Origin of the sequence: Kribbella sp. NPDC051952 (assembly GCF_040680855.1) — a bacterium.
In the GTDB taxonomy this organism is placed as follows: Bacteria; Actinomycetota; Actinomycetes; order Propionibacteriales; family Kribbellaceae; genus Kribbella.
The window spans coordinates 17,908-36,695 of the sequence record NZ_JBFAXQ010000023.1; the positions used below are offsets into that span (position 1 = coordinate 17,908).

Annotated in this window: 16 protein-coding genes; 13 read left to right on the plus strand and 3 right to left on the minus strand. The window is 66.7% G+C overall.

Annotation, left to right across the window (positions count from 1 at the left end; genetic code table 11):
* The first annotated feature begins 152 nt into the window (after positions 1 to 152).
* The 10 genes from AB0L70_RS32585 to AB0L70_RS32630 all read left to right on the plus strand — a co-directional run bounded on the left by AB0L70_RS32585 (position 153) and on the right by AB0L70_RS32630 (position 9,584).
* Complete coding sequence (locus AB0L70_RS32585) at positions 153 to 1,556, plus strand: extracellular solute-binding protein (protein ID WP_363690622.1); 1,404 nt, start codon at positions 153 to 155, stop codon at positions 1,554 to 1,556.
* Entirely contained in the window at positions 1,553 to 2,491 is a 939-nt protein-coding gene (locus AB0L70_RS32590; protein ID WP_363690623.1) for a sugar ABC transporter permease, read from the plus strand. Before AB0L70_RS32585 ends, AB0L70_RS32590 begins: the two co-directional genes overlap by 4 nt.
* Positions 2,488 to 3,408: a carbohydrate ABC transporter permease gene (locus AB0L70_RS32595; RefSeq protein ID WP_363690624.1), complete on the plus strand. Its 921-nt coding sequence runs from the start codon at positions 2,488 to 2,490 to the stop codon at positions 3,406 to 3,408. Before AB0L70_RS32590 ends, AB0L70_RS32595 begins: the two co-directional genes overlap by 4 nt.
* A gap of 17 nt (positions 3,409 to 3,425) precedes the next feature.
* Positions 3,426 to 3,872 (plus strand): Rieske (2Fe-2S) protein, encoded by a 447-nt coding sequence (locus tag AB0L70_RS32600; RefSeq protein WP_363690625.1) that lies wholly within the window; start codon positions 3,426 to 3,428, stop codon positions 3,870 to 3,872.
* 19 nt (positions 3,873 to 3,891) lie between these two features.
* Positions 3,892 to 4,845 carry a PDR/VanB family oxidoreductase gene (locus tag AB0L70_RS32605; protein WP_363690626.1) on the plus strand — a complete coding sequence of 318 codons (954 nt, stop codon included), beginning with the start codon at positions 3,892 to 3,894 and terminating at the stop codon, positions 4,843 to 4,845.
* Between the two features lie 15 nt (positions 4,846 to 4,860).
* Positions 4,861 to 5,955, plus strand: a complete 1,095-nt coding sequence (locus AB0L70_RS32610) for an amidohydrolase family protein (RefSeq protein WP_363690627.1) — start codon at positions 4,861 to 4,863, stop codon at positions 5,953 to 5,955.
* Positions 5,956 to 5,963: 8 nt separating this feature from the next.
* Positions 5,964 to 7,073, plus strand: coding sequence for an amidohydrolase family protein (locus tag AB0L70_RS32615; RefSeq protein WP_363690628.1), 1,110 nt, complete (start codon positions 5,964 to 5,966; stop codon positions 7,071 to 7,073).
* Positions 7,070 to 8,158, plus strand: a complete 1,089-nt coding sequence (locus AB0L70_RS32620; RefSeq protein ID WP_363690629.1) for a mandelate racemase/muconate lactonizing enzyme family protein — start codon at positions 7,070 to 7,072, stop codon at positions 8,156 to 8,158. The genes AB0L70_RS32615 and AB0L70_RS32620 overlap by 4 nt, the downstream gene beginning before the upstream one ends.
* Positions 8,159 to 8,514: 356 nt before the next feature.
* Positions 8,515 to 9,108: a sigma-70 family RNA polymerase sigma factor gene (locus tag AB0L70_RS32625; RefSeq protein WP_363690630.1), complete on the plus strand. Its 594-nt coding sequence runs from the start codon at positions 8,515 to 8,517 to the stop codon at positions 9,106 to 9,108.
* A complete protein-coding gene (locus tag AB0L70_RS32630; protein ID WP_363690631.1) occupies positions 9,105 to 9,584 on the plus strand; it encodes a hypothetical protein in 480 nt (159 codons plus the stop codon). Before AB0L70_RS32625 ends, AB0L70_RS32630 begins: the two co-directional genes overlap by 4 nt.
* 5 nt (positions 9,585 to 9,589) lie before the next feature.
* Here AB0L70_RS32630 and AB0L70_RS32635 read toward each other — a convergent pair whose 3' ends face one another.
* The gene (locus tag AB0L70_RS32635) at positions 9,590 to 12,214 is read right to left on the minus strand and encodes a CHAT domain-containing protein (RefSeq protein WP_363690632.1); all 2,625 of its coding nucleotides are present in this window, start codon (positions 12,212 to 12,214) and stop codon (positions 9,590 to 9,592) included.
* 41 nt (positions 12,215 to 12,255) lie between these two features.
* Between AB0L70_RS32635 and AB0L70_RS32640 the strand changes: the two genes are divergently transcribed.
* Positions 12,256 to 13,605, plus strand: coding sequence for a S8/S53 family peptidase (locus AB0L70_RS32640; protein WP_363690633.1), 1,350 nt, complete (start codon positions 12,256 to 12,258; stop codon positions 13,603 to 13,605).
* Here the strand turns inward: AB0L70_RS32640 and AB0L70_RS32645 are convergent, their stop codons facing one another.
* Positions 13,606 to 14,214: a hypothetical protein gene (locus tag AB0L70_RS32645; protein WP_363690634.1), complete on the minus strand. Its 609-nt coding sequence runs from the start codon at positions 14,212 to 14,214 to the stop codon at positions 13,606 to 13,608. It abuts the gene before it with no gap.
* 172 nt (positions 14,215 to 14,386) lie between these two features.
* On the opposite strand from AB0L70_RS32645, the gene AB0L70_RS32650 reads away from it, so the two are divergent.
* Both AB0L70_RS32650 and AB0L70_RS32655 read left to right on the plus strand, forming a co-directional pair.
* Positions 14,387 to 15,403, plus strand: coding sequence for a hypothetical protein (locus AB0L70_RS32650; RefSeq protein WP_363690635.1), 1,017 nt, complete (start codon positions 14,387 to 14,389; stop codon positions 15,401 to 15,403).
* A gap of 264 nt (positions 15,404 to 15,667) precedes the next feature.
* Entirely contained in the window at positions 15,668 to 16,822 is a 1,155-nt protein-coding gene (locus AB0L70_RS32655) for an MFS transporter (protein ID WP_363690636.1), read from the plus strand.
* A gap of 42 nt (positions 16,823 to 16,864) precedes the next feature.
* Here AB0L70_RS32655 and AB0L70_RS32660 read toward each other — a convergent pair whose 3' ends face one another.
* Positions 16,865 to 18,778, minus strand: a complete 1,914-nt coding sequence (locus AB0L70_RS32660) for a pyridoxamine 5'-phosphate oxidase family protein (RefSeq protein WP_363690637.1) — start codon at positions 18,776 to 18,778, stop codon at positions 16,865 to 16,867.
* Positions 18,779 to 18,788: the final 10 nt, after the last annotated feature.

The window sequence follows — 18,788 nt, forward strand, 5'->3', positions numbered from 1 at the left end:
CTTCCGTGAGCCAACACTTGGGCAAACACCCCAAGATCACCAGCCCTGCAGCTCTGACACCGCGTAGTACATCGGTGTAGAGAGCTGTCGTTGCGCAGACTTTTCGGGGGCCTGTGCGCCGGGCGAACCGCTTGTCAAGGGAGACAATCAGCATGACTTCCGGCTCCTTGCTCACCCGTCGCCGATTGCTCCAGGGGGGCCTCGGCCTGGCTGCCGCCGGCGTCGCCGGCACCTCACTGACCGCGTGCGGCGGAAGCTCGTCCGGCGCGCCGTCGGGCTGGACCGAGGTGACCTTCAGTTCGGTCGGCGATCCCACCACCCAGAAGATGTTCAAGGACATGATCGCGGCGGCTCAGAAGGAGAGCCTCGACGAGCACAAGATCAAGATCATCTGGAAGCCCGCACCGGGCGACGACTGGGCGAGTGTGATGCTGCAGTTCGCCTCCGGTACGGCGGCCGACCTGCAGCGCATCGACGACGACCGGGTGTACGACCTGGCCACGAACGGCAAGATCCTGCAGCTGGACAAGATGATGCAGGACGCGACCAACGGCTTCGACCTGACCAAGTACAGCCCGACGTTCACGACCAAGGTCGCGGTCGAGGGCTACCAGTTCTCGATCACGCCCGGCATGAGTGCCAACGCGCTCTACTACAACCGGAAGCTGTTCGCCGATGCCGGCCTGACAGCGCCGACCTCGTGGGCCGAGCCGTGGAGCTGGGACGAGTTCGACGCGGCGGTCAAGAAGCTGACGAAGAAGAGCGGCAGCCGCACCGATACCTACGGTCTGCAGTACGCCGTCAACACGATCCAGGCTACGGCGTACGGTGCTGGTGACACCGCCCTCTACAGCAACCAGACCGAGTGCGGTTACGGCAAGCCGGAGACGCTCGACTCGATCGACAAGCAGGTCTCCTACATCCGCGACGGTTACGCCCCCACCGTCGACGTGGAGTACCTCCCGTTGTTCAACGGCGGAAAGCTCGCGATGACCTGGCAGGCCATGGACATCAGCGCGCAGATCAGCAAGAGCATCGACTGGGACGTGATGCCCTGGCCGAAGACGCCGCAGTTCGCGATGACGAAGAACTACGCCCGTACCTGGGTGATCCCGAAAACCGCGAAGGACCCGCAGGCTGCCTTCCTGGCGATGAAGGCGCTGTGCGGTAAGGCGGCCTCGGAGGTCATGGCCAAGGCGCAGTTCGCCGTACCGGCGCTGACCGAGGTGGCCCAGAGCGCCGCGTTCACCGACCACCCACGGCCGAAGACCGCCACCGTCTGGGCCGAGGCGCTGGGGGAGGCCGGCGGCCACCCGGTCGACGTGCCGTTCCCGCGCGGTCCGATCGGTACGGTGCTCGCCGACTCCTTCGTCGAAGGCACCAACGCGAACAACCTGATGAGCGGCAAGCTCGCCACCGCCGACTACATCAAGCGCGGCCGGGACGCCGTCAATGCCGAGATCAAGAAGCGCGGCTGGAACGGGGACAAGGGCAAGGAGTTGCTCGAGAAGGGAGGAGCGCTCAGCGATCCCGACCTGAAGGTCGCGACGAAGTGACCGCCGCACAGACCGTCGAGGCGCCGGACCTCAAGGCAACCCGCCAGGAGGTACGGCGCCGGGGATCGAGGCGCAATCTCCGCGGCTGGATGTTCATCGGTCCGGTCGTACTCGGGACGCTGCTCTTCAACGTCATCCCGGTCGTGCCGACGTTGATCACCAGCTTCACCGACTGGGACGGGCTGGCGTCGCCGACGTTCAAGGGCCTGGCCAACTACAAGGAGATGTTCTCCGGCCAGGACCCGCTGTTCGGCAAGAGCCTGATCAACACGGCCATCTACACGGTCGGCTACGTCCCGGTCGGGATCATCATCGGCATCGGCCTGGCCCTGCTGGTCAACAACCGGCTGCGGGGGATGGCCGTCATCCGGGCGCTGATCTTCCTGCCGTACGTGACGTCCCTGGTCGCCGTCGGCGTCGTCAGCCGCTGGGTGTTCAGTGACCAGTACGGCGTGATCAACGCGATCCTGGCGTCCTTCGGCATCACCGGACCGCATTGGCTGGGGGAGCCCGGATCGGCCATGGCCGCGGTGATCGCGACCGCGATCTGGGCGAACATGGGCTTCAACATGATCATCGTCCTGGCCGGACTGCAAGGGGTCCCGGAGACGCTGATCGAAGCGGCCACCCTCGACGGCGCCGGCCCATTCTCACGATTCGTGCACGTGACACTTCCGTTCCTCACGCCGACGATCTTCATGCTGCTGATCCTGCAGACGATCGGCTCGTTCCAGGTCTTCGCACTCATCCTGGTGATGACCGGCGGCGGACCCGGCGACGGTACGTACGTCTACATCTACCACCTCTGGTACGAGGCATTCACGCTGCGGCGGATGGGGTACGCGTCGGCGCTGGCCATCGTGCTCTTCGCTGTCCTGCTTGCGGTCACGTGGATCCAGAACCGGCTCTCGAAGAGGTGGGTGTTCTACCAGTGACGATCGAACAGACCCGTACATCGGAACAGCGCACCGACCCACGGCCGACGGTGCCGGCGCGCGACGCCGGCCCGGAACGGCGTCGCCGGGCCGGCCGGATCTTCAGCCCGGCGGCGATCTACATCGGCTGTGTCATCGTGGCGCTCGTTGCCATCGGCCCCTTCGTGTGGATGCTGTCGAGTTCGTTCAAAGAGCCGGGTGACGTGATCAGCCTGACTCCGAGCCTGATTCCACACCCGTTCACGTTCGAGAACTACGCGTACCTGGTCAACAACGGCGTACTGCCCTTCATCAGGTTCCTGGGCAACAGCGCGTACATCACGGTGCTGGTGATCATCGGCCGGCTGTGCGTGTGTGCACTGGGCGCGTACGGCTTCGCGCGGCTGCAGTTCCGCGGGCGGGACGCCGCGTTCGGGCTGTTGCTCGCCTCGCTGATGATCCCGGACATGCTGATGGTGCTGCCGCTGTACTCGGCGTACGTCAAGGCGGGCCTGATCGACACCCACTTCCCGTTGATCATCCCGCCGATCGTCGCCAACACGTTCGGCACCTTCCTGCTCCGGCAGTTCTTCGCGACCATCCCGAAGGAGTACGACGAGGCCGCACTCGTCGACGGGGCGAGTCACTTCCGGATCTTCGTGAGCATCATCCTGCCGCTGTCGAAGCCGGCCCTGGCCACCCTGGCGGTGCTGACCTTCGTCAACGTCTGGAACGACTTCTTCGGTCCCTTGGTCTACCTCAGCGATGTCAACAAGTTCACCGTTCCGGTCGGGCTGGCGTTCTTCCAGACCCAGGACAGCACCCAGTACGGCCCGCTGATGGCGGGAGCGACGCTGGCCATCATTCCGACCGTCCTGGTCTTCGTCTTCGCGCAGAAGTACTTCACCCGCGGAATCTCGATGACCGGAATCAAATGACTGGACAAGGAGATTACGTGACGAAGTACGTGGTGGCGACGGTCGACGAGATTCCGCCCGGTCACCGGAAGGTGGTCGAGGTTGCCAAGCGTTCGATCGGCGTCTTCAACGTCAAGGGCAACTTCTATGCCATCCGCAACCAGTGCCCGCACGGCGGCGGACCGATGTGCGAGGGCGTGACGTCTGGCCTGGTCCGTTCGGACAAGCCCGGGAACTACGACTACATCATGCGCGGCGAGATCATCCGCTGCCCGTGGCACGGCTGGGAGTTCGAGATCGCCACCGGCCAGTCGTGGTTCGACCCCGCGAAGACCAAGGTCAAGGCGTACCAGACCGAGGTGGAGACCGGCGACGCCCTGGCCAAGAACCCGGAGCTGTCCGCGGCCGGATTCCAGCCCGGCCCGTACTCCGGCGAGATGTACGAGGTCGAGGTCGACCGCGACTATGTCGTTGTCAATATCTGACCGGCCGGCGGGAGCGGAGGTGGCGCGCGAAACGACGATGCCGTTGCGGGTGAAGTCCCACCAGCAGGTCTCGGTGGGCGTGACCGAACTGGTGCTCGTCCCGGACGACGCCTCGGAGCTACCGCCGTGGACTCCGGGAAGCCATATCGACGTACAGATTCGGCCTGGGCTCGTTCGGCAGTACTCGCTGTGTGGTGATCCCGAGGATCGCAGCCAGTGGCGTATCGCGGTGTTGCGTGAGCCCGTGAGCCGCGGCGGGTCCGCCGCGTTGTGTGAGCGCATCCAGCCCGGTGACGTGCTGCCGGTCACGGGGCCGCGCAATCACTTCCCGCTGCACGAGTCTCCGCGGTACCTCTTCATTGCCGGCGGCATCGGAATCACTCCCATCATCCCTATGATTCGGGCCGCGCAGGCGGCGGGCGCGGACTGGCGGCTCGTGTACGGCGGTCGCACCGAAGCGTCGATGGCCTACCGGGAAGAACTAGCGAGGATCGATCCCGCGCGCGTACTCGAATGGCCGCAGGACCTTCGGGGCTTGATCGAACTGGATCAACTCCTGGGCGAGGTGCAGCCCGGGACGTTGATCTACTGCTGCGGACCCGAACCATTGATCGCGGCGGTCGAGGCGAAGAGCGCGCATTGGCCGCACCGGTCGCTTCAGGTCGAGCGCTTCGCGCCGAGGCCGGTCACCTCGGAGGCTCCCAACACGTCGTTCGAAGTCGAACTGGTCGACAGCGGCGAGGTCCTCGTCGTACCGGCCGACCAGTCCATTCTCGAGGTCGTGGACGAGGCGGGCATCTATGTCTTGTCCAACTGCGAGGAGGGCACCTGCGGGACCTGCCAAACGACCGTACTGGAAGGCGTTCCGGACCATCGCGACTCCGTCCTCGACGACGACGAACGCGCGGCCAACGACACGATGATGATCTGCGTGTCACGTGCGTTGTCGGCCCGATTGGTCCTCGACCTGTGAAAGGTGAGATTACAAGTGGCAGTCCAACAACTCGAGAACTACGCACGGCCCCGGCAGTGGGCCGGCCTCGACCTGGTCGACACCGACGTACACATCAACCTCCCCGGCCTGCGCGACCTCTTCCCGTACCTCGAGGCGCGGTGGTGCGACTACATCACCGAGTCCGGGATGGGTGGGCTGCCGTCGAACCTCTACCCGTCCAACGCGCCGAACCTCTTCCTCGAGGGCTCGCGGCCGGACGCCGGACCGCCCGGGTCCAGCCTTGAGGTGCTCCAGAGTCAGCTGCTCGACCCGTGGCAGTTGCAGTACGCGATCCTCAACTGCACGTACGCCGTCGACTCGGTCCACAACGACGACTTCGCGGCTGCGCTGGCCCGGGCGCTGAACCGCTGGCAGCTGCACGAATGGCTGGAGCAGGATCCACGATTGCGCGGCTCGGCCGTGCTTCCGCTGCAGAACCCGGCGTTCGCGGCCAAGGAAGTCGAATGGGCCGCGCAGCACAGTCAGTTCGTCCAGGTGACCGTCCCTTCACGGAGCCGCGAGCCGCTCGGCCGACGCGGATTCTGGCCGATCTACGAAGCAGCGCAGGCGGCCGGCCTCGTCGTCGGCGTCCAGGCCGGAGGGCTGAGTGGGAACCCGACGACGCCGGTCGGCTGGGCGACGTACTTCGTCGAGGACTATGTGAGTGTTCCGCTGGCGTTCCAGGCGCAGCTGATGAGCTTCGTTGCCGAAGGCGTCTTCGTCCAGTTCCCGGAGCTGACCGTCGCGACCATCGAGGGCGGCTTCAGTTGGCTGCCGCCGATGATGTGGCGGTTCGACAAGGACTGGAAGGGGCTGCGCCGCGAGGTTCCCTGGGTGGAACGTCCGCCGTCGGAGGTACTGCGTGAGCACGTCCGGATGACGATCGCCCCGCTCGACCGGCCGGACACCCCGGAGTTCCTGATGGAGGTCATCGATCAACTGCTCTGTGACGACATGCTGATGTTCTCCACCGACTACCCGCACGCGCATTTCGCGAACTCCGCCGACGCGCTGCCCGAGGGCATCTCCGGGGAGCTGCAGACCAAGATCATGTCGGGCAACGCACACGCGACGTACCGGCTGGGATGAGGAGAGACATGACCGAAACGCAGACACGGCCGCGGGCCGAACGGCGTACCGCGGCGAAGCAGATGATCATCGACTGCGATATCCACAACGTGATGGCACCCGGCGCGCTGGAGCCTTACCTCTCGAATCGCTGGCTCACCCATCTGAAGACCTTCGGCTCGCGCCAGCACTCGGGAAACGTGTACCCGAAGGGATCTCCGGCCCGGTACGACGCGTTTCCGCCGTCCGGACTGCCGGCGGGCGCGGATCTCGGTTTCATGCAGAAGCAGCATCTCGACGGTCTGAACGTCGAGTTCGGGATCCTGGGTCCGCTCAGTGGCTCGGGCAGCCAGCTCGATCCCGAGTTCTCCGCGGCGTTGTCGGCGGCAACCAACGACTGGCAGATCAAGGAATGGCTGGAGCCGGAGCCGCGGCTGCGATCGGGCCTGATCGTGCCGGCCGAGCACAGCGAGCAGGCGGTCGCCGAGATCGAGCGCCTGGCCGGCCACCCGGGTTTCGTGCAGGTGCTCCTGGTCGCACGCAGTGCGGCGCCGCTCGGCGATCGTCGCTACTGGAAGATGTACGAGGCCGCCGCCCGGCACGATCTCCCTGTCGGCATTCACTACGGCGGTGGCGTTCGGGGTGTGCCGATGAGCGCCGCGGGCTGGCCGTCGTACTACATCGAGGACCACGCGGGGATGTCCGCCGCGTTCCAGGCGCACGTGGCGAGCCTGATCTTCGGCGGGATCTTCGATCGCCTTCCGAACCTGCGGATCGCGTTGATCGAAGGTGGATTCGCCTGGCTGCCGTCGCTGGCCTGGCGGATGGACACCCACTGGGAACGCTTCCGCGCCGAGATTCCGCACGTACGGCGCCGGCCGTCGGAGTACCTGCGTGACCACTTCTGGATGACGACGCAGCCGATCGAGGAGCCGCATCGGCCGGCCGACCTACTCAAGGTGTTCGAGCACCTCGGCGGTACCGACAGGGTGATGTTCTCCACGGACTATCCGCACTGGGACTTCGACCATCCCGCGCACGCCTTCCAGGTCCGGCTGCCCGCGGCGCAGCGGGACAGCATCTACACCGAGAACGCCCGCGCGTTCTACAAGCTGCCGGCCCGGGCGGAGTCGCTTTGACCAAGATCACCTCGATCGAGACGTTCGACGGCCATGGCTGCATCGTCCGCGTCAGTACGGACGACGGCCTGGTCGGGTACGGGCAGACGGCGCATTCCGAGGCCCGGACCACCGGGGAGGTGTTGCACACCCTGGTCGCGCGAAACTACCTCGGCCGGGACCCGTTCGATGTGATGACCCTGGCCGAGGAGTGCGCACGCGCCGAGTACAAGTACTTCGGCAGCTTCCTGTTCCGGGCGTTGGCCGGCGTGGACACCGCGCTGTGGGACCTGGTGGGCAAGGCGAAGTCGCAGCCGGTCTACCAGTTGCTCGGTGGGAAGTTCCGGCCCTCGGTTCCGGTCTACGGCTCGGCGATGCGGCGCGACACGACGCCCGAGGAGGAGGTCGACCGGATGGTCGCCGCCGTCGCCGAGCACGGGTTCCGCGCGGTGAAGATCAAGATCGGCGAACGCAACGGGCGCGACGCGGAGTCGCGGACCGGCCGGACCTGGCGGCTGGTTCCCTTGCTGCGCAAGGAACTCGGCGACGACATCGAGATCAGCGCGGACGCCAACGGCGCCTACTCCCCGGGCCAGGCGGTCCGGATCGGGCGACTCCTCGAGGAGCACGACTACCTGCACTTCGAGGAACCGGTGCCGTTCTGGGAGTACGAGAACACCAAGAGCGTGGCGGCCGCTCTCGACATCCCCGTCGGGCTGGGGGAACAGGAGTTCTCGGTCGACACCATGCGCCGGATCATCCACGACGGTGTCGCCGACGTCATCCAGCCAGACGTCTGCTACATCGGCGGCATCACCCGAGCCCGCCAGGTGGCTGACCTGGCCAACGTCGCCGGGCTCCCGTGCGTACCGCACTCGTCAGGAAGATCCCTCACCGCAATCTTCACCGCCCACCTGGCCACAGCCATGCCAGCCTGCAACCTCTACCACGAATGGACCATAGAAGACGCCACCTCCATGCACATCTACGACCCCTTCCCAGTAGCCCACAACGGCCACGTCATCTTGTCCGACGCCCCCGGCTGGGGCATCGAGATCTCCAACCCCACCTTGCAAACCATGCACCGAAGAATTTCGTCGCTCTGACCTCTCGTCACACATTTCCGTTATTTCTGCACCGATGGGCACTACATTTCTGAAGCTCGTCGCGCGGTTTTCGCTCAAACGGATGTTTGTGCGTCGGGTGCAGGTATCAGAGCCGGTATCACTGCCTCTTCTCGGTATCACTCCCGATCGGAAGGAGGTACGAGATGCCTGTACCGAGACGCATCCGCGCTGCTGGTACCGAGGGCCGGGCGAATGCCAGTGGACTGCACCGTAATTGTCGGAGAGAATGCCGAAGGGGCCGGACGGCCGACTCCGACACAACGGTCACGCGCCTTTCACCGAGGCGCTGTCAATACCTCGCTCGAAAGGCCGGCGACAGTCCGGAGAAACAAGCGATGGACCAGCAGCAGCTCGACAATCTCGCCCTCGTCGAAAAGGTGCGATCAGCTGATCCGGCGGCCTGGGGGATGCTGACGGATCGCTACACGAATCTCCTGTGGTACATCGCGCGCGGGATGCGGCTGAACCGGGAGGACGCGGCCGACGCCATCCAGACCACCTGGCTCCATCTGGTGGAGCGGATCGACACCGTCCGGCAGCCGGAAAGCATCGGGAGCTGGCTCGCGACCACCATGCGGCGCGAGTGTCTCGCGGCGTTGCGGCGCCGGTCCAGGCTGGTTGTCACGGAGACCTGGGAGGACCTGCCGGACGACGCTGACCCGCTCGACGACGCACTGCTGCGCACTGAGGAGGACTCGGCGTTGTGGCGGGCGTTCCGCGGGTTGAAGCCTCGCTGTCAGACCTTGTTACGCGTCCTGATGGCAGACCCGCCGCCCAGCTATGCGGAGGCCGCGTCGGCGCTGGACATCCCGGTCGGAAGTATCGGCCCGACCCGGGCACGTTGTCTCGCGGCGTTGCGCGGAATCATGGCGGCCGGCCCGTATCCGTTCGAGTCAACGGCGACGGAACCAGGCGGTGGTCGCACATGAGCACCGACCGCGATGACGACGTACTGCTCGAGCGGCTGAGCCAGGTCGCCGCACAGGCCGACCCGCTGCCCGACGACATCGCCGTGGCCGCGCGGGAAGCGATCAGGATGCACGACGTCGATGCCGAACTGGCCGAGCTGATCGCCGACTCCGCGAGTACCGCTCCGGACCTCGAGTACGAAACGGTCCGCGCGACCGCGAGCAGTACCGCAGATCGCTTGCTGTCATTCGAGGGTGGTGGCGTCCGGGTCGAACTGGAGGTCTTACCGGGCGACGACTCCCTGACGGTCATCGGCCAGCTGGTGGGCGCTTCGCCCGGCAGCTGTGACCTCGAGTACGGCGACGGCCACCGGGAGACGGTGCACCTGGATGAGCTCGGACGCTTCCTCCTCGATCGGTGGCGAGGTGGCCCGGTCCGGATTCGATGCCGATCCGCGAGCGGGCAGCCGATCATCACCTCCTGGGTCAGTTTGTGACGCAGTCACCGGCCGAGGGCCACGAACGACAGCGCCGTCGCGACCGCGACAGGGTCGTCGGCCGCACTGGTACGGGCCTCGTGGAGTGCGGTCCCGAACGACGCCGGCCGGCGCAATCGCCGGTGGAAGTCGACCATCAGTGCCGCGGTGGTGGTGTCGTTGACCGGTACGACGCTGGCCAGCAGGCTCGCCGTACCGAGTGGGACGAGCGCGGACATCGCGCCGAGGAGCTCGTCGGCACCGATCGGAGCCGCGACGCCGGACTCACAGCTGGACAGCACGAGCTGCAGCGGCGCTCGGCGGAGCCGGCCGAGGTCGTAAAGAGTGAGTGGGCCGTCGTCCAGGGCCATCGCGGAGAACAGGGGATTGTCGCGCCGGAAGAGCCCGTGGGCCGCGATGTGTGCGATCCAGGCGCCGTCCAGTGCGGTAAGTGTGTTCTCGGCGGTCGCCTGACCGTCGGTGAGGACGACCGCGTCCGGGTAGCCGGTGCCGATCTGCTGCAGTTCGTCCTTGCCGCCGTCGAGACCAGGCCCGACGACCAGAGCGACGCGGCGGCGCCGCGGTGCGGGGAGACGACCGGCGCGCAACCACATCGACGCCGACGGCGCGACCACGACCGGAACAGATCGCAACACCGGCAGCAGTGCCCAAGGCACCGCGTGCAGCGCCGCCGGCGGCACGACCAGGACGGGACCGCCGTCGAGCTCCGTGGCGGCCGGTCCCAGCAGCACCTGCTGCAGACGGAGACCGGCCGAATGCAGTCGCTCAAGAGCCCCGGCCGGCGGGCGACCGTGGGCGAGCCGGCGCAGCATGGACCGAGCCAGCTCGAGCTCGCGGACAGCGCTGCCGACCGGGCCGATCCGATGCATGCGTACCCGCCGCCCAACCACGGTGACCGAGTAGAGCAGGCCGTCGAGGGCCGTGATCTCCACCAGCCGATGCGCTTTCAGACCGTCGGTCAGCGCTTCGATATCGGCTGCGCCATCGCGGTCATGCGGAGTGGCCGTGGCGCCGGGGCTTTCACTGCCGAGCCGCCGGGTCCGGGACCGGATAGCCGTCTCGAGCCGACTCCTTTCGAGCTGAAGGCGATCTGTGTCTTCGTCCGCTCGCAGTGCCACGTCCAGGCGTCGCGCCACGTTCCGCAACGCCGCGAGGTCCGCGGCCAGCTCGGGATCGTCCGGAGGCCGGACCGGCGGCAAGGACAGTGCACTGGCCCGCCAGCGCTCGCTCCACCGCAACAGCATGCGCGCATCGTTGCGTTGTACGGCGTGACGCTGGGCGAGCGCGGCGAGTTCGACGCCGTACACGGCGGCGTGCGCACGCAACTCCGGCGCGGCCAGAGTTCGCTGGTGGTCGGTGGCCGCTTCGAGTCCGTGCCGACAGGCGATCAAGGTTGCGGCGGTGGCGCCGCGTCCCTCGGCTCGCAAGGCGTGGGCGAGCCAGCCGGCGGCATGACCGAAGGTGGGACCACGGTGGCGGAAGCGGGACGCGCGGTCGAGATGCCGGTCCGCGTCGACCGGATGCCCCTGGGAGGTGGCCAGTCGGCCGGCCAGCAGCTGTGCCGACGGCGCGTCCGGGGAGTTGAGCTCATCGAGTTGATCCGCCAGCCGCCCGGCGTCGGCGCTGAGCCGATCGCCGCGCTGACCGGCGTCGTACCGCGATTGGACCGAAACGTACGTCGCCCGGGCAAGCCACCCGGTCCGGCCCTGCTGCCGGAAGAGTTCACTGGCGGCCACTGCGCGTTCCTCTGCCAGGTCGAGCCGGTGAGCGGCCAGCGCGGCCTGTGCCACGGCGAACAGCAGCTCGGCGGTCGCGGTTCCCCCGCTGTCGAGACGCAGATATCGCTGCAGGAACTGCTCGGTCGTCGTCACGGCTTCGGTCGCGAGTCCGGCGGCGAGCAGTACGGCGCAACGGTCGATCGCCAGACTCGGCCATTCCGTCTGCAGCGCCGCATACCGGGCGGCCGCCTCGTCGAGGAAGCCCAGTGCAGCAGGCAGATCGCCGGACTGGAAGGCCACATCCGCGCGGGTGTGCACCAGCATCGCCGACTCCAGATCCTGCCCGGTGGCCGCCGAGAGTTGCTCGGCCACCACCAGGTCGCGGTCCGCATGGGCGGCTTGCCCCAGGGCGGCGTACACGAGAAAACGATGGGATCGCGCGCGAGCTTCCCAGATCCGGTCCTGGCCGCGGTGCAGAAGCGTGATGGCTTGGCGCAGGTCCGCGAGCGCCTCGTCGTACCGTCCGAGCACTCGGAAGAGATAGCCACGCCGAGTCAGGACTCGTCCCGCCGCGACGCCCCTGCTGTTGCCGATCGCCTGGCCCAGTGTGGCCAACCCGTCCGCGGGTCTGCCGCTGAGGCCGAGCGTGAGACCGAGGGTGGCTTGGACATCTCCGATGCGACTCGTATCGGCCGACGTCTGTGCGAGGCGCAGCGCGCGGCGGAGCTCGGCGACGGCCTCGGCCGTGCGGCCCGAGTCCCGCCACACGATGGCGCGCGCCTGACGAGCGATCGAGGCGCTCCGCGGGTCAGGCCGCGCTTCGAGCAACGCGGCCGCGGCTGCCAGCGCGTCGGAGGGCCGTGCCACAGCAAGCAGCAGCAGGCGGTCCGAGCCGTCCTTGCTGGCTGACATCCATCGAGTCTAGGTAGCTCGATGCGGAAGAGGGAGGGGCAATGACACGACACGCGAACCAGGCGCCGCAGCCCGGCGGACCGTACACGGCACAAGACGCTCAACGAGCTGTCATTCATGAAGGCTTCGAACGGCACCGCGTCCGGCCCCGAAGGATCGGCGAGGGGAGGACTGTCGGGTCCGCCGACGGAGTGGACTTCCTCTTCGAGGAAGGCACCATTCTCGTGCGTGAAGAGTACTTCGGGCGCGTTCGCGTTGTCCTCGCCGAGCTGGGCATGCTGCCCCGCGACCGGGGCAGGCGGCCTTTCTCCGAGCGGGGCGTGCTGCCCGCCGACCGGGACAGGCGGGATTTCTCCGAGCCGGTGATCGCCGGTGTCAGCCTGGTCCGGCTGGACCGCGGCAACCGGCCGTCCGACGTACTCGCGGCGCTGGACGCCATCCGCACCTTTGTCGGACCGAACGCGGCGGCACCCAATCTCGTGTTCTCGATCACCGGCAACGCGGCAGGCTGTCCCGCGGTCGAACCGGAGCCGATGCCGGCCGGTAGTGCGCCGCACCCTGGGTACACGTCGAACCGCTGTGCCGGCGAAGGCGTGAAAGTCGTCGTCGTGGACACGGGATACGACGAGCCGGCGACGCAACGCAGCAGCTGGCTCCGGGGCGTCGACGGCGACCCCGACTACGCCATCAGCGGCGACATCCTCAGTCACTACGCAGGCCACGGCACGTTCATCGCCGGCGTAATCCGTTGCGTCGCACCGCTGGCGGAGGTGCACGTGCGGAAGGTGTTCGAGTTCGGTGGAGCGGCCACCGAGGCGGACCTCGTGAGAGCGCTCGACCAGGTCCTGGAGTGCGACCACCCGGACATCATCAGCATGTCAGCGGGAACGTACGCGTACGACGCGAGCGGGCCGCTCACGTTCCCGTTCTTCAATGCGCACCGGCTGAGCCACCACAAGGGGGTCGTGATGGTGGTTGCTGCGGGCAATGATGATGACCGCAAGCCGTTCTGGCCGGCGGCGGCGCCGTACACGGTTTCTGTCGGCGCGCTCGGGACGCACTGGAAGGGAAAGGCCGGCTTCAGCAACCATGGCGGTTGGGTCGACGTCTACGCGCCGGGCCAGGACCTGGTCAACGCGTTCCCGGTGGGGACGTACACCTACCGGGAGCCACCACACGTTCCACCCTTCGCAGAGAAGACACGAGTGGAGAAGTTCTACGGCATGGCGATGTGGAGCGGAACTTCGTTCAGTACGCCGCTCGTCGCCGGCCTGATCGCGGCGCGGATGTCACGAACCGGTGAGAACGGCCGGGATGCGGCGGCCGCTCTCATCGCCGAGGCTCAGGGAGCGGCACAGCCCGGAGTCGGAGCCGTGCTGCTCCCTGAGTGATCAACGCGCGTGCTCGGGCGCGGCCGTCTCGTCGTCGGGGACCTGGGTGTCCTCCGGCGGCGTGGCGCCGAGCAACGGGCGCAGGCGCTTCATCGCCTCGTCGGTGAAGAGTCCGGCCAGGCAGCCCATCATCACCAGGACCGTCATGCCGGCCGTGGAGGTCGTCTCGTCGCCGATGCTGATCAATCCGGTGTTGACGGCGATGACGACGACCGAGCCGAGCAGAGCGGACCAGGCCGGACGCAGTACATACCACCAGACGAATCCTCGCTCGAGGGTCTCCAGACCGGCCCGGTGCGCGAAGACGATGCTCTGGTGGATGACACTGCCGACGGCCCCGGCTGCCGCCCCGACGATCAGCAGGGACATGTTCAACGTGGTCGTGTAGTCCGGTCCCCACCACCGGACTACACGAGTCGCGATGCCGGCGGGGCCGGCCAGCTCCTGGGCGGTAACGAGCCGCTCTGCGATGCCGTAGGCCGCGACGAGTCCGACCAGTGACACGACGGCCTCGGCGAAGTTGGCCACGCCGATCAGCCGCCGGGTGACCGGCCTCATCTTGGCGGTCCTCGGCTGCTGGGTGCGCTCAGGACGTGCTGTGGTGCTCACTTGCATCCCTCCGGTTCGGATCGATGTCTTGGCGAGGAGAGTCCGCAGATCGCGCCCGGATACATCCGATCGCGACGTATCTGCCTGGGTGGCACGACCTCTTGTTCGGCATGAGCACCTGTCAGGAGACAAGAGCCAAGACCACTACCTACCGATGGAGCGGGTGAGAACGATGGAGAGTCAGCCGAAGCAACGACTGGGACAGCAGATCAAGGAGACGAACGCCTTCAGCCACACGTCGCTCCTGCTCGGCGTCCTGTCGTCCGTCGTGTCCTCTGCCATCATTCCCGCGTTGGGTGCGGGGCGGATCGCGACCGTGGCCGGAGCCGCACTGAGCCCGCTGCTGATGGCGGTATTCACCACGCGCGGAGGGGGAATCGCCCGCACCATCGGGATCGGGGCGCTGAGCGGTATCGCGCTGGTGATCAGCATCGGTGGGTTTACCGTTCCGGAAGCCATCGCCGGCAAGGGATCTCTGACGGCGAACGGGTCCGGCACCTTCGTGAGCACCGAGCGGCCGCTCCCGTCGACAACCCAGCCGACACCGGCGGCCGAACCCACCACGAAACCTGAGACGACGAACCCCCCGGCCACGAAGACCGGGCCGAAGGTCGACATGCCGAAGACCCGGAAGTGTCCCGAAGTGAAGGTCGGCAATGCCGAGGCCTGCAAGCAGATCGGCGTACGCAACGCCGGTGCCACGACCATCGAGATCGCAACGATGGGTCTCGAGGGCGACCAGGCCGGCGACTTCAATCTGACGAAGCAGTGCAACGGTACGTTGAAGCCGAACAAGGGCTGCTCGGTCCGGCTGGAGTTCCGGCCCACGGCCGTTGGAGTTCGCAAGGCTGTGCTGGTCATCCAGCTGAGTCCCGGAGATGTCAGGCGTCGGGTAACGATTACAGGCCAAGGCAGCGACGGTGGCGACCCCACTGGTTGCCAAGACGGGTTCGTCCCGCGCAGGGCCACCCCGGAAGATTCGGTCTGCGTCACGCCGGAGGAGCAGGCCGCGGCCCGAAGTCAGAACCAGGCGCATTTGGAGGAGGAACGCGCCAACCCTGACGGAACCTGCGTCGACGGCTTCGTCTGGCGCGAAGCAGTCCCCGGCGACCACATCTGCGTCACCCCGGACGAGCGAACCGCCGCCCAAAGCCAGAACACCCTCAACCCGGAACACTCCAACAACTGATCGGCCGCACCCGGTGCGGGGACAGCTTCCCGAGCTGCCCCCGCACTTGTGCTTGCCGACGGCAATCGTCTGTCTAGAGCGAGGTCTGCGTGATGAAGACCTCATGCCTAGTGGGCTTGCGTTCACATTGGTGTGAAGGTTGGACGATCTTCTGGTTCCCCTGGTGATGGGGGCTGTGCCAGAAGAAAGAAGAGAAATCGCATGACCAATAGGCAGGACACTCTGACGCGTGTCTCCCCGAGAGAACGCCTTCCTGTATCGGCTTTGATCGCTTTGTTCACCGCGGGATTCATCACCACCCTGACTGAGGCTTTGCCTGCCGGTGTGTTGCCGCAGATGAGTCACGCGCTGGGGGTATCCGAATCCGTCGCCGGGCAGACGGTCACGATCTACGCGGTTGCGACGATGCTCACGGCGATCCCGGTGTCGATCGTCACGACCAACTGGCCGCGACGGCGACTGCTCGTATTCGCACTGGCGGGATTCCTCGTTGCCAACCTGGTAACGGCAATCTCGCTCGACTATGCCCTCACGATGATTGCTCGTTTTGTCGCCGGTGCCGCATCCGGTGTGACCTGGAGTCTCCTCGGCGGATACGCGCAGCGGATCACGCCAGATGCCCTGAAGGGCCGCGCGATGGCATTCGCCTTCGCGGGAACGCCGGTCGCGCTCTCGCTGGGCGTTCCGGTGGGAGCGGTCCTCGGCCAGCACGTCGGCTGGCAGTTGACGTTCGGCCTCATGACGGCGCTCACCGGCGTACTCATCATCTGGACGTTGTGGAAGCTGCCGGACGTTCCCGGACAGCAGGCGGGTGAGCGACTCCCGCTCCTGGAGCTCCTGCGCATCAAGGGTCTCCGCACCATTCTGCTGGTGACCGGCGTGTACGTTCTCGCGCACACGATCCTCTACACCTACATCGCTCCGGTGCTCGCCGGCGTCGGCCTGGAGGACCAGGTCCAGTGGATCCTTCTCGACTTCGGGATCGCTTCGATCGTGAGCATCTGGCTCACCGGGCTCTTCGTGGACCGACACCACCGTCGCCTGGTGATCCTCAGTACGGCGTTCTTCGCCGTAGCCGCCGTCGTCCTGACGCTCTGGTCGGTGAATCCGGTCGTGGATTACCTCGCGGTCGGTCTGTGGGGCCTGGCCTTCGGTGGCGCGGCCACGCTGTTCCAGGGCGCGCTGATGGCGGCGTCTCGAGAGCACGCCGACGCTGCCCAGCCTCTGCAGGTGACGATGTGGAACGGAGGAATCGGGCTCGGCGGACTGATCGGCGGTCTGCTCCTCGCGGGTCTCGGATCCGAATCGCTCCTGATCGCCGTCGCCCTGCTCGTCGTCTCGACGGTTGTTGTCGTGATCTTCGGCCGAGGCCACGCCTTTCCTGGACCCGCGGATCGACGCTCGGCCGGCGAGCAGTGAGTCGAAGGGCCGCCGCCCCCAAGGGGACGGCGGCCCTCGCCACTAGTAGTCGAAGTTCACTACACCAACGGTTTCGCCATCCAGCCATTCCAGGACAGATTTTCTCAGCCCTGGTCCGGTACAGACGCGGAATCGTCTGCGTCCCTCGGCTCGGGCGCCCATGACGTCGTCTCTTCGGATTCTTCTGGTGTGGACGGTAGCGCCGAGCCGAGCCAGCGTCTGCAGATAGTTCTGACCGCTCGCGTCCGGCTCGCCGGTCACGAAGAGAGTGATTTCCAACCCCGGCCTGCCGATTCGTTCGACGACGTCGACGGCGAGCGGCAGATCATCGGCTCGAAGGGTCCACAGGACCGACCAACGCTGTACGGCTTCGGCTTGCCGCCCCAGCTGCGCCATGAAGGGTGTGATCCCGACACCGCCGGCCACTACGACGAGGTCCTCATCCGGTGCCTGGAGATCCTCTTCGCCTTCGAACCCGAGAACGGGAACCTTCAGCTCTGCTCCAGGCGCCCATCTCGACAGGAGGCGCGTGACCGGCCCGTGCCGGCGAACCGTGATGTCGAACTCGACGCCGTCCAAGGATCGCCGTACGGGCGCACTCGAGATCGTGAACGATCTGATGTAGTCGTCGTTGAGCGACGTGGGGTCGTGATCGCGCATGTGCGACCACCCCTGATCCAGCTGAGCCGAGAAGTCGAGCGTGACATGCTGCCCCGGCCGCCATGGAGCGAGACGCGAAAACTCCTGCGGGGACGAAGGATCGGGCGACAGCCGGAAGATATGGCGAGACACCGTCGGCGTGATCCGGGACGAGCGGACCAAGGTCGCGATCGCAATGCCCCCGGACCGTCCGTCCACGCCCTCGCTCAGATCGTCCGTTCCGCCAATTTCCTTCGCCAACCGGCGGACCGGCGGGTTGTACGGCGAAGGGTCTAGCAGACGCCCTCGGAACGGCAACCCGTCGCTCACGAACCGAGCCGCCTCCACCGTGACCTTGACCGCGACTTTGCTGTGCGGCAGCACCGCAGTCGCTTCGGCGCCGATGAGAACCTCTGCTCGCCCGGTGAGGTAGAGAACGTCCCCGGTCTCGAAGTCGGGGAAGGTGATGCCGACCGCCGGATCGGTCTGCAGGTTCCCCAGCGTCTGGAAGAGCCGGTTTCCGGAGTACTCCGGATAGACCAGGCTCACCCCCTCGTCAGCGGAGTTGCTGAAGACCCGTACGAACCCCGGCGCACCGCCGCGGTTGTTCGTGTCCATGCTCTCCGCGCCGTACCGACTGGAGAGGAAGAAGATGTCCGCCTTGCCGATGAGCTCCACGGCTTCGTCGGGCAGCGGGAGCGAGTCGCTGACGAGGCGAGGCGATGCCTCGTGGGTCCAGACGGCCTTCCTGTTCAGGTACTTCGGGCAGTTGCCGAGGGTCTCCTCGATAGCCAAAGCCATCTGTACGTCGACACGCGTCGGATCCTGCGGTTCGGTCTCGGTCGTCTCCGCCGCGTTCGCCAGGACGACCCCACGGAGCATCCGGCCCGCGAGCTTGACCCGTGTGCGCTCCTCCAGGTTCATCGCCAGACCGGCGACCAGCTTTCCGCCGGCGTGGTCGACGACTCTCCCGTCCTGCGTGCTCGAGAACAGCGCCTCCAGGACGGGATCGAACGCCGTCCAGCCGGGATCGCCCTCACCTCGGGGATCGAGATGCGCGGACGAGCTCAATCCCAGGACTCCTGCGGCGATGGGCTTGATCACTCCTGCCCTTCCGCCGAGCACCGTCGTCCAGATCCGGCCGGTCCGATCAACGGTTCCCAGCGCGAGAAGCGGGCTTCGCTCCATCCAGAGTCCGTAGGCGGTGGGCAGGCCCGGGATCGTCGGATTGTCATGCGCGGGCACGCCGAGAAGGCGGTGCATCGCCGCTTCGCCGGGATGCCATTGACCTTGCTCGTGCGGGTGATGTGTGTCCATCAGCTGTCTT

Bases quoted from the DNA above. Each gene is read 5' to 3' on its own strand.
- AB0L70_RS32585 (WP_363690622.1), top strand. From the start codon at position 153: ATGACTTCCGGCTCCTTGCTCACCCGTCGCCGATTGCTCCAGGGGGGC.
- AB0L70_RS32615 (WP_363690628.1), top strand. From the start codon at position 5,964: ATGACCGAAACGCAGACACGGCCGCGGGCCGAACGGCGTACCGCGGCG.
- AB0L70_RS32625 (WP_363690630.1), top strand. From the start codon at position 8,515: ATGGACCAGCAGCAGCTCGACAATCTCGCCCTCGTCGAAAAGGTGCGA.
- AB0L70_RS32630 (WP_363690631.1), top strand. From the start codon at position 9,105: ATGAGCACCGACCGCGATGACGACGTACTGCTCGAGCGGCTGAGCCAG.
- AB0L70_RS32635 (WP_363690632.1), bottom strand. From the start codon at position 12,214: ATGTCAGCCAGCAAGGACGGCTCGGACCGCCTGCTGCTGCTTGCTGTG.
- AB0L70_RS32640 (WP_363690633.1), top strand. From the start codon at position 12,256: ATGACACGACACGCGAACCAGGCGCCGCAGCCCGGCGGACCGTACACG.
- AB0L70_RS32650 (WP_363690635.1), top strand. From the start codon at position 14,387: ATGGAGAGTCAGCCGAAGCAACGACTGGGACAGCAGATCAAGGAGACG.
- AB0L70_RS32660 (WP_363690637.1), bottom strand. From the start codon at position 18,778: ATGGACACACATCACCCGCACGAGCAAGGTCAATGGCATCCCGGCGAA.